This is a genomic window from Serratia sp. ME47 (assembly GCF_903970925.1).
GTDB lineage: Bacteria > Pseudomonadota > Gammaproteobacteria > Enterobacterales > Enterobacteriaceae > Serratia > Serratia ureilytica.
Genome location: NZ_CAJCKE010000030.1, coordinates 1 through 14673 on the forward strand (window position 1 = coordinate 1; position 14673 = coordinate 14673).

Here is a 14673-nt window from a genome sequence, read left to right on the forward strand (position 1 = left end):
CCTCCACTCCTTCCCTACACGACGCTCTTCCGACATCATGCGCGGGCTCGGCACATAGCCAGTCACGCTCAGGATAATGCCGTCCGGCCCCAACTGGCTGAAGCGCACGTAAGGCGCCGGCGTCTCCAGAATGGTTTCGTACTCGTTGTAAGCACTCAGCAGGATATTGCGCACCTGCTCCGGATCGATCGAGGTCGGGAACGTCAGCGCAATGGTCACCACGCCTTGCGCGTTGCCCATGGTGGCGTTACGCACGTTCTGTGAGATCAGCTGCGAGTTCGGTACGATCATGGTGGAACGGTCGCTGAGCTGAATTTCGGTGGCGCGTACGTTGATGCGCCGCACGTCGCCTTCCACGCCGCCGATGCCGATCATATCCCCGACCTTCACCGGGCGTTCGGTCAGCAGGATCAGGCCGGAAATAAAGTTCTTCACAATCTCCTGCAAACCGAAACCGATACCGACCGACAGGGCGCTGACGATCCACGCCAGGTTGCTCCACTGGATGCCCAGCGCCGCCAGGGTGATCAGAATGACCAGCACATAGCCGATATTGCTGAACAGCGTCACCAGCGAGGCGCGAATGCCGACGTCCGAAATGGTCTTCGGCAGCAGCTCAGAGCCCAGCCAGCGCCGCACCGCGCGCAGGATGTAGATGCCGATCGCCAGGCAGATCACGGCGTTGAGCAGGTTGCCTGGCACGATGTTGAAACGCTGCAACCCTTCGCCGGTCAGGATCGAGACGATTTTCTCCATCAGCGAGCCCGGCGTGGTGCTGCCGAACGAGCCGTTGAACAACGCGACGATCATCAACAGCAACAGTGAACATTTGGCCAGCGCGGTGGTGATGATCGCCACCTGCTCCAGATGGCGATCCTTGAAGCTGAGCGTTTTCTTCAGCATCTTGCCGCTGACGGTCTGCGGCGAAAACAGCGCGGCGCACAGGTCAGTGGCGAACAGCACCATGAAGTAGAACGCCATCAGCACCAGCACCACCCAGATGAGCTGGTAGGTCAGGAAGCGGGCAAAAGCGATATAGCCCACGAGCAGTGAAAGCAGGATCACCACCGAACACACCAGGGTGACGATATGCACCAGCCCGCCGACCAGCGTGCGTTTTTCCAGGTGCGCGCCCTGCTGCTCCAGACGGCGACGAATGCGCTGGCCGCGCAGCGGCGCCGCCAGCAGCACCATACCGATCAGCCCCGCCACCAGGCCGTTACCGAAGATGGTGGTGGCCAATGAGGCGCTGACGACGTTGTTGATCAGCTCCACGGTGCCGAACGCCAGCGCCAGACCGGCCAGCAGCGGCGAGAAGTAACGCAGCCCGGCGGCCACTTCATTGTCCAGCGAAGCCAAACGCCAGGACGGGCGATTCAGCGACAGCGCCGCACGCCCCAGCCCGGCGATCAGCGCGCAGAAAATCCCCAGACGGTTAAAGCCTTCGGCGAAGTCTTCCAGCATGACCGGCAGCGGCTGCACGCGGATAAAGACGTAATACAGCAGATTCAGCGCAATCGAGGTGGTGATCACCGTCACCGCCACGGTGATGATGGCCATAAAGCTGCGGCGCAGGCGCCCGTCCGGCAGGAAGCGAATGCTGACCCAGGCGAGGAAACGCTCGGACAAATAGCGCCCCCAGGACCAGACGATCACCGCCAGCGCCAGCAACGCCAGCGTGCCGTACCGCCATTCGTCCTGCCAACTGGCGTCCCAGGCCGCTTTCATCTCGGCGTTGAACTGGTCCAGCCGCTGCACGTCATCCGCTGACGGCTGCACGACCGGCGTCCAGAATTTGACGCCCAAAATGCTGCCGGTGTTCAGCGCCAGCTGGGTTTTGAACGCCACCCGACGCAGATCGCTGATCTGCTGGCCCAGGTCGAAGGCGCTGGTCTTGATGGCCTGCGCGCGTTTTACCGCATCGTCCAACTGCTTCTTGCTGCTGTTCAGCGCATTGCGCTGCTGGGCGACGGCCGGGGTTTCCGGCAGCGCACCGGCCGCCGGGGCCGGCCCCAGCACGTCCAGCTGCGCCTGCAGTTTTTCCTGAACCGGCTGCAGATCGGCGGACAATTTATCCATGCTGGCGACCAGATCGTCCGTCGCCAACCGCAGCTTGCTGAGCTGGGTGTCGGTCGTCGCTTTGGAAACCAGCTGCTTCATGCTGTCCAACTGCTTTTGCGCGGCTTTCAACTGCGTAGCGGGATCGGGCGCGCTTTCGGCGGCGGGATCATCCTGGGTGGCGGCGACGGCGGCGAACGGCGTCAGTTGCATACCCAACAGCAATAATAACAACAGCAGGAACGGGCGAGGCTTTAACATAAATTCAGTGCTCAGCATCATTATCTGATAGACAGACGAACAGGCGGCGGATGAACCGTCGCTTAACCATAAACGCTAATTATAATAGCTGCTTAATGTCGGCCGAAATACAGTAATTATTCCCATTGTGTGCCACGCGCCCGCGCTCGCCTTAGCTTGCTGATTATTCAGGCGCTTTTACACTGGCGATACGGCATGAAGCGCTCTATAATCCAGCCACCGATTAACCTGCAACCAATAAAAGGAGACTTACTATGCTGACGTGTGAATTGGTTTTTCACTCACACTTCTTTGGTAATCGTCGCCGCTCAAGCATTACCGGTATCGCGCTGCGATAACCCAGCTTGAGCGAAGCTTACTAAAATCCAGGATCTTCCCTCCGGCTTACCGGGTTATCGTCAGCAATGTTTGACGATAGGCATTGTCATGCCTGTAACTCTTGAGTAAGCAATGAGCACATTACTGTCTGCACAATCTGTCGGTTACGACAACGCGTTCGGCATCCTGCTGAGCGAGATTTCCTTCAGCCTGAAAAAAGGCGACCGCATCGGTTTGATCGGCGATAACGGCTGCGGCAAAAGCACCCTGCTGCAAATTCTCAGCGGCGACCTGCCTGCGCACACCGGAACGGTGACATTGTCACATCAATGTCTGATGGCGCGCATCGAGCAGCACCTGCCGCCGGAACTGCACGCCAGCACCCTGCTGGATGCGGTTCTGGCGCGGCTGCCTGCGGGCCAACACCTCAGCGAACGCTGGCGCTGCGAAGCGCTACTGGCCGAGCTGGGGTTTGAACCGGCGAGCTGGACGCTGACCGCCGGCACCCTCAGCGGCGGCCAGCATACGCGGCTGTTGTTGGCGCGCGCGCTGATCCGCCAGCCCGATCTGCTGCTGCTCGACGAACCCAGCAACCACCTGGATCTGCCCACGCTGCTGTGGCTGGAACAGTTCTTGCGTAACTGGATCGGCAGCTTCGTGCTGGTGTCGCACGATCGCTACCTGCTCGACCAGGTAACCAACTGCACCTGGATCCTGCGCGACAAAACGCTGCAGTTCTTCCGTTTGCCCTGCTCTGCGGCGCGCACCGCGCTGGCGGAACAGGACGCCGCGGACGAACAGCGGCGCCACGCCGAGCAAAAGGAAATCGACCGGGTGGAAAAAAGCGCCAAGCGCCTGGCGACCTGGGGCAAGGTCTACGACAACGAAGATCTGGCGCGCAAGGCCAAGCAAATGGAGAAGCGCGTCGATCGGTTGAAGGAAGAACAGACCACCCTGACCGCCGGCAGTCCATGGCGGCTGCGGCTGCAGGGAGAAGCGCTGGACGCCGATCGCCTGCTGGCGCTGCCGCACTGGGCGGTGCGCCCGGCACCGGATGCACCGGTGCTGTTCAGCCTGGAACATCTGCGCGTGAAAAGCGGCGATCGCATCGCCATCGTCGGGCGCAACGGCTGCGGAAAATCGTCGCTGTTGCGCCTGCTGTGGCGCGAGTATCAGCAACAAACGCAGCGCCCGGCGCTGTTCCATCCGCGCGTGCGTATCGGCTATTACGATCAGAGCCTGCAACAGCTGCGCGATGAAGATACGTTGAGCGAAGCGCTGGCGCAGTTTGCGCCGCTGACCGAGGAACAGCGGAAAATGGCGCTGATCGGCGCCGGGTTCCCTTACCTGCGCCACCATCAGCAGATCCGTTCGTTGAGCGGCGGCGAGCGTTCACGGCTGCTGTTTGTCGGCCTGACGCTGGCCAACCATTCGTTGCTGCTGCTGGACGAGCCCACCAACCACCTGGATATGGCGGGCAAAGAGGAGCTGGCGGAAACGCTGCGTCAGTTCCCCGGCGCCGTCATGCTGGTCACCCACGATCGGATGCTGATCGAACAGAGCTGCAACCGCTTTTGGCTGATAGACCAACAAAAACTGGAGGAGTGGCACGATCTGGCGCCGGTGTACCAGCGTCTGGCGGGCGAAACGCCGGCGCTGCCGACGGCGCACGAGGCCAACGCAGACGCCCCGACGCCAAACCCGCAGTTGGAAGGCGAAGAGGCGTTGCTGACCGCCCTGTTTGCCCTCGAAAGCAAACTGGAGGCCGACCTGGCGCGTAAACCGAAGCATCAAAAACCGGAGCTTCAGGCGCGTTGGCGCCGCGAGATTGCCGACATCACCGCCCGGTTGCATCTGGGCTAATCCCACAGGCCGCCGCCCGACGGCCTGTCAGGCTATTGACAAAGAGGGGAAAAAGCGTGGTTTTTCCCCTCTTTGTGGTGATCAGCCGAAAATCAATAAATTGATTTTCCTTGTTTTTTATTCGGTGCTCTCTGCCAACCCGGCAAGGGTATAAGGTTTGTCATCAATCTCACAGGCCGCCCGGCGGCCTGAGGCGCGACACGCAGCGCTTTTGTTATCCGCAGCGCTGAGCGACACATTACTTTCATCATTCTCTGGCAGGCTATTGCCATTCCTTTTTTTCGTTATCAGGCACTCCATGACGTCACTCTCTCCACGGGACATCGAGGCGCGCTACCGCTTCGCGCGTGAGATCGCCCGCGCCGCCGCCGATCTCGCCTTCAGCTTTTACCAACGCCGGCAAAGCCTGGCCGTCGAGTTTAAACAGGGCCTGCAGGACGTGGTCAGCGAGGCCGACCGCCGCGTCGAGGCGCTGATCCGCCGCATGATTAACCGGCGCTTTCCCCTGGATGGGTTTCTCGGCGAAGAGAGCGGCAGCACCAACGATAGCGCGGCCTGCCTTTGGGTCGTCGATCCGATCGACGGCACCGCCTGCTTCCTGAACGGGCTGCATACCTGGTGTATCGCGATAAGCGTGGTGATCGACGGTGAGCCGACGATCGGCGTGGTTTACGATCCCAATCACCGCGAGATGTTCCGCGCCTGCCGCGGCCAAGGCGCTTTCCTCAACGGGGAACCGATCGGCGTGCATGCCGGGCGCAGCGTCGCGGATGGCGTGATGGGCGTCGGGATATCACCGCGCGCCTCGGCGGCGGAATTCAGCGGTTTTCTCTGTCGCCTGCTGCAGGCGGGCGGCATGTTCGTGCGCAGCGGTTCCGGCGCGTTGATGACCGCCCAGGTGGCCGCCGGTCGGCTGCTGGGCTATTACGAACCGCACATGAATGCCTGGGACAGCCTGCCTGGGCTGGTGCTGACGCGCGAAGCCGGCGGCGTGGCGAATGACTTTATGCACCACAACGGGCTGCGACGCGGCAACCCGCTGCTGCTGGCCAACGCGGCGCTCTATCCGCAATTGGCCGAGCTGATTCAAACGCCGGGCTTGATCGGCTCGACGTGCCCTATCGCGCGTGAGATGGCCGGATAAAGCGCGCGCAGCCGCCGCTCGACCCGATCGACCGCATCGTGCGCGGCGGCGATGGTTACCGCCGGCGACACCCGGCAGTGGAAGTTGACGATGATGCCACCGTTGGTTCTGCGCGCCCGGATGTTGTGCACGTCTTGCACCTTATCCCCCTGCTCCAGCGCCGACTGCAAAATCAGCCTGATATCGGCCAGCTCGGCGGCGGAAACATCCTCGCTGGCCAGCCAGTGCGGCGTCTGCGGCTCCAGATGGGTCTCTATCTCGGTGTCCTCGCCGATCGCCTGACGCAGGATCCCTTCTATCTCCGTGGCGATATCATGCGCCTGCGCCACGCTGGCGTTGGCCGGCACCGCCAGATCCATGCCGATCGCCATGTGCGTCGGCAACTGCTGCAAGGTGACGTTCTGCACCTGCGCGCCGTGATTGGCGGCGATCGCCCGAATGCGCGTCGCCATGTCTTCGTCGCTGCGGGTCTGCGGCACCGCGATGACGGTAAACTCCGCCTTGGCATACTGCTGCCGCAGCCGTTCGACGATTTCTCGCTTCAACGCATCGATGCGCTCCAGCGGCAAGGTGCGGCACACCGCCACCGTGATCTCGACAAACAGTACGGCGCCGGCGTTGCGAATACGCACGCTGTCGCAGGCCAGCACCGCCGGGAAGCTGTCCAGCGTGGCGCGAATCGCCTCGGTGGCCCCGGCGGGCGCAGCATCCATCAGCGAGTCGAAGGAACGTTTACCCAGTTTGATTGCCGCGACAAAGATAAAACCGGCGACGATCAGCGCGGCGATGGCGTCCGCACGGCCAAAGCCCAGCAGCACAAACACCATGCCCAGCAGCACCACGCCGGACGAAAGCATGTCGGAGAAGAAATGCAGCGCATCCGCCTCCAGCGCCGCGCTGTCGGTCGCCTTGGCGACGCGGTTGAGCGCCCGCACGCGGAAAAAATCGACGCAGATGGAAATCAGCAGCACCGCGATCACCACCGGCGCCGCGACTATCTCATGCGGTTGTCCGAGCAGGCTGCCGCCCGCCTCGTAGACGATCCAACCGGCGGCGCCGAGCAACAGCAACACCTCGAACAGCGCCGCCAGGTTTTCCACCTTGCCGTGGCCGAAGTGGTGATCGTCATCGGCGGGTTTATCGCTGATGCGCACCGCCAGCCAGGTGATGCTGGTGGCGATAAAATCGGTGAAAGAGTGGATCCCTTCGGATATCAGGCCAATACTGCCGGTAAAAATGCCGGCGACGAATTTGCCCGTGGCCAGTAACCCGCTGGCGATCATCGAGTTTCTGGCCACGGCCTGTTTTTCATTTTGCATTATGCTGCTCACATTCGGACGGTGATTTATTTTTTTACTTTAGAGGATAATTGCCAGACAAAGGCGATCAGCAGCATACTGCCAGAGAAAGTCAGCATGAGGCTAGTAAGAAAATTGGATTTTCCGGTGGAATAAAAATAAATCTCATTCACCCCCACCGAAATCATTAAAATGGCGTAGAGCAATCCCAGAATAAGAATCGTCATTATTATCAACTCCCGTATCAGGCCGCGCGTTCAGCGCGCCGCTAAATCCTCCCCATAATAAATCGCGGTTACGGGGAGGATGCATCTAGGCGGATCTTTAGCGTTCATCAATCATCCCATTTGGTGCTCATATAGGCCGCCAACAGGCCCAGTGAGCTGATCATTGCCAGGAATCCCATAAAAATAGTCATGTTTCCCATTGTTTTGTCCTCAAGTTAAATGTTATCGATAAAATCCCCTTGCGTTAAATATCGGGGTTGGTCGGTATCCATGGTTTTTTAACGTCCTCCTCTTTTTTCAACATTCCCGCGCTTTCAAGCGCGGGACCCGTTTAAATTCCCAGGACGTGCTGGGCAATTTTGAAATAGATAATCAGGCCGGTGCCGTCGATAAAGGTGGCGATAAACGGCGCCGACACCACCGCAGGATCGATACCGAGCCGTTTCAGCAGCATCGGGATGATCGACGAAACAATGGCGCTCCATACGGTGATCGCCACCAGCGACAGGCTGACCACCAGCGTCACCTCCATGCCGACGCCCATGATCCAGGCGCGCACCCAGGCCGCCAGACCAATGGTGACGGCGATCAGCAGCGAGGTCGTGACCTCTTTGCGGATCACCGCGCCCAGATTGCGCAGGCTGACCTCGCCCAGCGCCATGGCGCGCACCAGCGTCGAGGTGATCTGGGTGCCGCTGTTGCCGCCGGTGCCGATCAGCAGCGGGATGAAGAACGCCAGCGCAATCGCCGCTTCGAGCTGATCTTCAAACGCTTTCAGCACGTTGCCGGTGTATGCTTCGGCCACGAACAGCATCAGCAGCCACACCGAGCGTTTGCGCCACAGCGCCCACGGGCTGGTCTCCAGATAAGGCTTGTCCAGCGGCAGGCTCGCGCCCTGACGCTGCGCGTCTTCGGTGTTTTCATCTTCGACCAGCCGAGCGATCTCACGCTCGCCCAGCACGCCGACCAGCGTGTTGTTCGCCACGACCGGCACCACGTCCAAACCGCCTTTGCCCAGCAGATGCGCCACGTCGTTGCGATCGTCGTCCGGTGAAACCTGGAAATAGCTGTAATCCATCATTACGCCGACCGCTTTATCCTGTTCTTCGCACTGCAGCAGTTTTTTCACCGACAGCGTGCCGCGCAAATGATAATCGTCTGCGGTAATAAAGACCCGGGTGGGAATTTCGTCCGTTTTTAGCTGTGAAAGTAAATATTCCCGGGCATGCGTGACCGTCATCGTCGCGGGAACGGTAATAAAATCGGCGTTCATATAACCGGCGACCGAAGTTTCATCGAGAGTTTCAGTCGCGCGCAGCGCCGGAGAAGAAGAGTATTGATGTGACTTGATCATTTTGTCAGTCCCTATTTCTGTTGTGAACTTCAACAGCGAATCGCATAGGGGCGTAACCACAGAGGGAGTGCAGACTGCCTATCTCCGCGTCCAGGTTTTAGCACTATACAACGTATCCGAATTGTTGCTCGGAAGTTACTTTGGGCTGAACCTTAATCCGATAAAGCCTGTCTTAACCTTGGGCATCTCTCGATGTCGTCAGATCAGTAACCTGTGTTTGTATAGGAGCCTCGCCAAACGAGATACTGCATATAAACTACCGGCGCAGTATAGGCGTTGTTTTATCCGGCGGGAAGAAAAGATTGCCCGTCGTTTATGGAGTATTTAGGATATTTTTATTAAACGCGAATCTATAAAAACGGCTGATATAAATCAGCCGTTTTTTATTTATCAGTGCGCGAGAATGTAGACGTTTTTATCGTATAGGGCGCCCTGCCGGGTGAAGTCGATCCCCTTGACGTAGGGTTTGATGAGCGTGGCGTTGGCTTCGTAGTACACCGGCGCGACCGGCGTATCGACGGCCAGCACCGCCTCGGCCTGCTGGAAATACTGCTGCACCTGCTGCGGTGTCGGCGCCGCCGTCGCCTGATGCAGAATGCGATCGTATTCCGGGTTGCGGTATTTGGGGCTGTTCTCACTGCTGTCGGCGCGGAACACATTCAGGAAGGTAGAAGGATCGTCGTAATCCGCCAGCCAGCGGGTAAAGGCTACGCTGTACTGGCCGCGGTTGATATTATCCAGCGTCACTTTGCGCTCCTGGCTTTGCAAGCCGGCCTCCACCCCGAGGTTCTTTTTCCACATGGCGGCGGCGGCGATGACGATCTTCTTGATGGTGGCGTCATTGCTGTACAACACGGTAAAGCGCAGCGGATGCTCGGCGTTGAAACCGGCCTCCGCCAACAACTTTTTCGCCTGGGCGTGGCGTTGTTCCGGCGTCAAACCGGCCGCGGCGCCGGCCTGCAGGCGATAGCCCCCCGCCCCCGTTGGAGTAAAGGTCCAGGCCGGCTGCTGGCCGTATCCCAGCACCTTGCCGGCGATAATCTCTTTGTCCAGCGCCAGGTTCAGCGCCTGGCGCACCCGCACGTCGTTAAACGGCGTCTGGCGGTTGTTGAAGGCGAAATAGCTGGTGGAGAGCAGCGGATAGGTCACCAACTGTTGATCCCCGAGCGTTTTTTTCAGCTGCTGATACAGTTCCGGCGGCGTGGTATAGCCCAATTCCACCTCGCCGGCGCGGAAACGCGCCACCTCCGGGAACCCCTGAATCGGCAGGAAGGTCACCTTGTTGAGCACGGTGTTGGCGTTATCCCAATACTGCGGATTGCGTTCCACCACCACTTTTTCGTTCACCACCCACTCGCTGAGACGAAACGCGCCGTTGCCGACAAAATGCGCCGGTTGAGTCCAGTTTTTGCCGTATTGCTCAACCACCTTGCGGTTGACCGGCAGAACCGGAAAATGCACCAGTTGTTTGAGCAGGTAGGCGTTGGGCTCAGACAGCGTCACCTGCAAGGTGTGCGCGTCCAGCGCTTTAACGCCCAGCTCGCTCGGCGGTTTGCTGCCGGCGTTGATCGCCGCCGCATTCAGCACATAGGCCGAGGCCAGATAGCTGCCGTAAGGCGACGCGGTTTTCGGATCGGTGAGGCGCCGCCAGCTGTAAACGAAATCGTCGGCGGTCACCGGATCGCCGTTCGACCATTTGGCCTGCGGCCGCAGATGGAAAGTCCAGACGTTGCCCTGGTGCTCCCATTTCTGCGCCAGCGCCGGGATCACTTCGCCCTCTTTTCCGACTCGCAGCAGACCTTCGAACAGATCGTTGAAGATGTAGAACTCCACATTGCTCTCGGCCAGGTTCGGATCCAGCGTCGCCGGTTCATACCCGTTGGCGCGCACCAATTCCTGTACCGGCGCCAGTTTAGCGCCCGTTGGCACCTCCGCCGCCTGAGCGATCGTTGCGTTTAAAGCCAGGAGGATTAAACCAGCCAGTTTCTTGCCATTGAATGAATATTTCACGTCGATATCCCTGATGAGTGTTTTATCGTGTTCAATATGCAATGTGGCAGTGGAATAAATTAAATCATTAATTGCTATGAGTCATAACCAAAAGCGGTGTTGAATTTCTTTCATTATCAAAGAAGTACTGGATAAAGGATGGCGATAAACAACAGAGCGGGTGCAAAGGCCGGCATGGCCGAACCAACATCTTGAAAGCAGGGAGAGAAATAATGCGGGCAATCAGTACAGATTATTCCAGCCGAAGCTTAACGTATCCTTAGGGCAATTCATTTTGTGAGCGATCGTCAAAAATAATTTAATACGAATCGTTTTCACTATCATTATGGATGTTCTTGGCTAAAATCGGGCTGCTTGCGCTTGCCAGGCGATATTCGTTTTCCTCATTCGAACGCTAAAAAGGATAACTGCATGAAGCTGCGTATTTCATCCCTCGGCCCCGTGGCCCTGCTCGCCTCCTCGATGATGCTGGCCTTCGGCGCTCAGGCGGCCCCCGCCGACCAGGGCATCGTTATTTACAACGCCCAGCACGAAAATCTGGTGAAATCCTGGGTCGACGGTTTTACCAAAGACACCGGCATCAAAGTCACGCTGCGCAACGGCGGCGACAGCGAACTGGGCAATCAGCTGGTGCAGGAAGGCAGCGCCTCGCCTGCCGACGTGTTCCTGACGGAAAACTCCCCGGCGATGGTGTTGGTGGATAACGCCAAGCTGTTCGCCCCGCTCGACGCCGCCACGCTGGCCCAGGTAGAGCCGCAATATCGCCCAAGCCACGGCCGCTGGATCGGCATCGCCGCCCGCTCTACCGTATTCGTCTATAACCCGGCCAAACTGACCGACGCGCAGTTGCCGAAGTCGCTGCTGGATCTGGCCAAGCCGGAATGGAAAGGCCGCTGGGCCGCTTCGCCATCGGGCGCCGATTTCCAGGCGATCGTCAGCGCGCTGCTGGCGCTGAAAGGCGAGCAAGCAACGCTGGACTGGCTGAAAGCGATGAAAGCCAACTTTACCGCCTATAAAGGCAACAGCACGGTGATGAAAGCGGTCAATGCCGGCCAGATCGACAGCGGCGTGATCTATCATTACTACCCGTTCGTCGACGGCGCTAAAACCGGCGAGAACAGCAAAAACATCAAGCTATATTACTTCAAACATCAGGATCCGGGCGCATTCGTCAGCATCTCCGGCGGCGGCGTGCTGGCTTCCAGCAAGCATCAGCAGCAGGCGCAGGCGTTCATCAAGTGGATCACCGGCAAACAGGGCCAGGAGATCTTGCGCACCAATAATGCCTTCGAATACGCCGTCGGCGTCGGTGCGGCTTCCAACCCGAAACTGGTGCCGCTGAAAGATCTGGACGCGCCGAAGGTAGACGCCGCGCAGTTGAACAGTAAGAAAGTTGTCGAACTGATGACCGAGGCCGGCCTGCTGTAAGGCCCGCCGGCAAACCGAGAGTTTTTGATCGTTATGTCAAACCTGAGTACCCACGCCGCGCAGACCGCGCGGCGTTATTCCACTATCCCTCGTCACCCGCGGCCGGGGCCGATCGTGGTGGCCTGCGCCGTGTTGCTGTCGTTGCTGGCGCTGCTGCCGCTGGGATTCGTTATCGGCGTGGCGTTTGAAACCGGCTGGCAAACGGTCAAAGCTCTGGTTTTCCGCCCGCGCGTGGCGGAACTGCTGTTGAATACCCTGCTGTTGGTGGTGCTGACACTGCCGATCTGCGCCGTGCTGGGGGTGGCCCTGGCCTGGTTGACCGAACGCACCACGCTGCCGGGCCGCCGTCTCTGGGCGGTATTGGCGACCGCGCCGCTGGCGGTGCCGGCCTTTGTGCAAAGCTATGCCTGGATCAGTCTGGTGCCGTCGATGCACGGCCTGGGCGCCGGCGTTTTCATCTCGGTGCTCGCCTATTTTCCGTTTATCTACCTGCCGGCCGCCGCGGTCTTGCGCCGTCTGGATCCCGGTATCGAAGACGTCGCCACCTCGCTCGGCTCCCGGCCGCCGGCGGTGTTTTTCCGCGTGGTGTTGCCGCAGCTGAAGCTGGCGGTCTGGGGCGGTTCGCTGCTGATCGCGCTGCACCTGCTGGCGGAGTACGGCCTGTACGCCATGATCCGTTTCGATACCTTCACCACCGCCATCTTCGATCAGTACCAGTCGACCTTCAACGGCCCGGCGGCCAACATGCTGGCCGGCGTATTGGTGCTGTGCTGCCTGGGGCTGCTGTTGCTTGAGGCGATAAGCCGCGGCCGCGCGCGCTATGCCCGCGTCGGTTCCGGCAGCGCCCGCAGCCAAACGCCGCGTCGCCTGTCAGCGCCGCTCGCCGCGCTGGCGCTGCTGCTGCCTATCGCGCTGACCGCGCTGGCGCTGGGCGTGCCTTTCATCACCCTGGTCCGCTGGCTATGGCTGGGCGGCCTCGACGTATGGCGCAACGCCGATCTGTGGCCCGCGCTGTGGCAAACGCTGTCGCTGTCCGCCTCTGGCGCGCTGCTGATTACGCTGTGCGCCATTCCGATGGCCTGGCTGTCGGTGCGCTATCCGGCCCGCCTGTACCGGGTGCTGGAAGGCTGCAACTACGTGACCAGTTCGCTGCCCGGCATCGTGGTGGCGCTGGCGCTGGTGACCATCACCATTCACAGCTTCCGGCCGATTTACCAAACCGAGATCACCCTGCTGCTGGCGTATCTGCTGATGTTTATGCCGCGAGCGTTGATCAACCTGCGCGCCGGCATCGCGCAGGCGCCGGTGGAATTGGAAAACGTGGCGCGCAGCCTGGGCAAATCGCCGGCGCAGGCGCTGTGGAGCACCACGTTGCGGCTGGCGGCACCGGGCGCCGCCGCAGGCGCCGCGCTGGTGTTCCTGGCGATCGCCAATGAATTGACCGCCACGCTGCTGCTGGCGCCGAACGGCACCCGCACGCTGGCCACCGGTTTCTGGGCGCTGACCAGCGAGATAGACTATGTCGCCGCCGCGCCTTATGCGCTGATTATGGTGGCGCTGTCGCTGCCGCTCACCTGGCTTCTTTACTCTCAATCTAAACGTACGGCGGGACTATGAGCACGCTCGAACTGCACGGTATCGGAAAATCTTACAATGCCATCAGGGTGCTGGAACACATCGACCTGCAGGTTGCCGCCGGCAGCCGCACGGCGATCGTCGGCCCTTCCGGCTCCGGCAAAACCACCCTGCTGCGCATCATCGCCGGTTTTGAAATCCCCGACGGCGGACAAATTCTGCTGCAGGGGCAAGCGATGGGCAACGGCGGCGGCTGGGTGCCGGCGCACCTGCGCGGCATCGGCTTCGTCCCGCAGGATGGCGCGCTGTTCCCGCATTTTACCGTCGCCGGCAACATCGGTTTTGGCCTCAAAGGCAGCAAGCGCGAGAAACAGCGTCGCATCGATGCGCTGATGGAGATGGTGGCGCTGGATCGTCGCCTGGCCGCCCTGTGGCCGCACGAGCTGTCCGGCGGACAGCAACAGCGGGTCGCATTGGCGCGCGCCTTGTCGCAGCAACCGCGGCTGATGTTGCTGGATGAGCCGTTCTCGGCGCTGGATACCGGCCTGCGCGCCGCCACCCGCAAAGCGGTGGCCGAACTGCTGACGGAGGCCAAAGTCGCGTCGATCCTGGTCACCCACGATCAGAGCGAGGCGCTGTCGTTCGCCGATCAGGTGGCGGTCATGCGCAACGGTCGGCTGGCGCAGGTGGGCGCGCCGCAGGATCTTTATCTGCGCCCGGTCGATGAACCGACCGCCAGTTTCCTTGGCGAAACGCTGGTGCTGACCGCCGAGCTGGCGCACGGCTGGGCCGACTGCGCATTGGGGCGCATCGCCGTCGACGATCGCCAACGCAGCGGCTCGGCGCGCATCATGCTGCGTCCGGAGCAGATTCAAATCGGTTTGTCCGATCCGGCGCAGCACGGCCAGGCGGTGATCACCGGCATCGATTTCGCCGGCTTCGTCTCCACCCTCAATCTGCAAATGGCCGCCGACGGCGCGCAGCTCGAGATCAAAACCGTCAGCCGCGAAGGCCTGCGGCCCGGGGCGCAGGTCAGTCTCAACGTGATGGGGCAAGCGCATATTTTCACCGGCTGAGAGTGTGGGGAGCGACCCTTGACGTTCCCCTCGCCACCGCGCATTATCAATGGCATGAATC

Annotated in this window: 10 protein-coding genes and 1 riboswitch; of the genes, 5 read left to right on the plus strand and 5 right to left on the minus strand. The window is 60.4% G+C overall.

Going from position 1 to position 14673, the window contains the following annotated elements:
- Nucleotides 1-2769 precede the first annotated feature (2769 nt).
- Complete coding sequence (locus H7A77_RS21865) at nt 2770-4500, plus strand: ABC-F family ATP-binding cassette domain-containing protein (protein WP_147880480.1); 1731 nt, start codon at nt 2770-2772, stop codon at nt 4498-4500.
- A gap of 298 nt (nt 4501-4798) precedes the next feature.
- Nucleotides 4799-5644, plus strand: coding sequence for an inositol monophosphatase family protein (locus tag H7A77_RS21870; protein WP_182074645.1), 846 nt, complete (start codon nt 4799-4801; stop codon nt 5642-5644).
- On the opposite strand, the gene H7A77_RS21875 is transcribed toward H7A77_RS21870, so the two are convergent.
- The 5 genes from H7A77_RS21875 to H7A77_RS21895 form a co-directional block, all read right to left on the minus strand.
- A complete protein-coding gene (locus H7A77_RS21875; protein WP_182074646.1) occupies nt 5587-6963 on the minus strand; it encodes a cation diffusion facilitator family transporter in 1377 nt (458 codons plus the stop codon). The two genes, H7A77_RS21870 and H7A77_RS21875, sit on opposite strands and share 58 nt — an antisense overlap.
- A gap of 26 nt (nt 6964-6989) precedes the next feature.
- Nucleotides 6990-7169 carry a hypothetical protein gene (locus tag H7A77_RS21880; protein WP_004938106.1) on the minus strand — a complete coding sequence of 60 codons (180 nt, stop codon included), beginning with the start codon at nt 7167-7169 and terminating at the stop codon, nt 6990-6992.
- A 107-nt stretch (nt 7170-7276) separates the two neighbouring features.
- Nucleotides 7277-7369 (minus strand): protein MgtS, encoded by a 93-nt coding sequence (gene mgtS, locus H7A77_RS21885; RefSeq protein WP_004938109.1) that lies wholly within the window; start codon nt 7367-7369, stop codon nt 7277-7279.
- A gap of 131 nt (nt 7370-7500) precedes the next feature.
- On the minus strand, nt 7501-8523 hold the full coding sequence (locus H7A77_RS21890; RefSeq protein ID WP_033643160.1) for a magnesium transporter: 1023 nt from the start codon (nt 8521-8523) through the stop codon (nt 7501-7503).
- 75 nt (nt 8524-8598) lie between these two features.
- Nucleotides 8599-8772, minus strand: a riboswitch (M-box (ykoK) riboswitch).
- A 141-nt stretch (nt 8773-8913) separates the two neighbouring features.
- Nucleotides 8914-10533, minus strand: a complete 1620-nt coding sequence (locus tag H7A77_RS21895) for an ABC transporter substrate-binding protein (protein WP_046687093.1) — start codon at nt 10531-10533, stop codon at nt 8914-8916.
- Nucleotides 10534-10944: 411 nt separating this feature from the next.
- Here H7A77_RS21895 and H7A77_RS21900 point away from each other — a divergent pair, with 411 nt between their 5' ends.
- The 3 genes from H7A77_RS21900 to H7A77_RS21910 are packed head-to-tail and all read left to right on the plus strand — an operon-like array spanning nt 10945 to nt 14612.
- The gene (locus H7A77_RS21900; protein ID WP_147837957.1) at nt 10945-11961 is read left to right on the plus strand and encodes an iron ABC transporter substrate-binding protein; all 1017 of its coding nucleotides are present in this window, start codon (nt 10945-10947) and stop codon (nt 11959-11961) included.
- Between the two features lie 33 nt (nt 11962-11994).
- Nucleotides 11995-13578 carry an iron ABC transporter permease gene (locus tag H7A77_RS21905; protein ID WP_182074647.1) on the plus strand — a complete coding sequence of 528 codons (1584 nt, stop codon included), beginning with the start codon at nt 11995-11997 and terminating at the stop codon, nt 13576-13578.
- On the plus strand, nt 13575-14612 hold the full coding sequence (locus H7A77_RS21910) for an ABC transporter ATP-binding protein (protein ID WP_182074648.1): 1038 nt from the start codon (nt 13575-13577) through the stop codon (nt 14610-14612). The genes H7A77_RS21905 and H7A77_RS21910 overlap by 4 nt, the downstream gene beginning before the upstream one ends.
- The last annotated feature ends 61 nt before the right edge of the window (nt 14613-14673 follow it).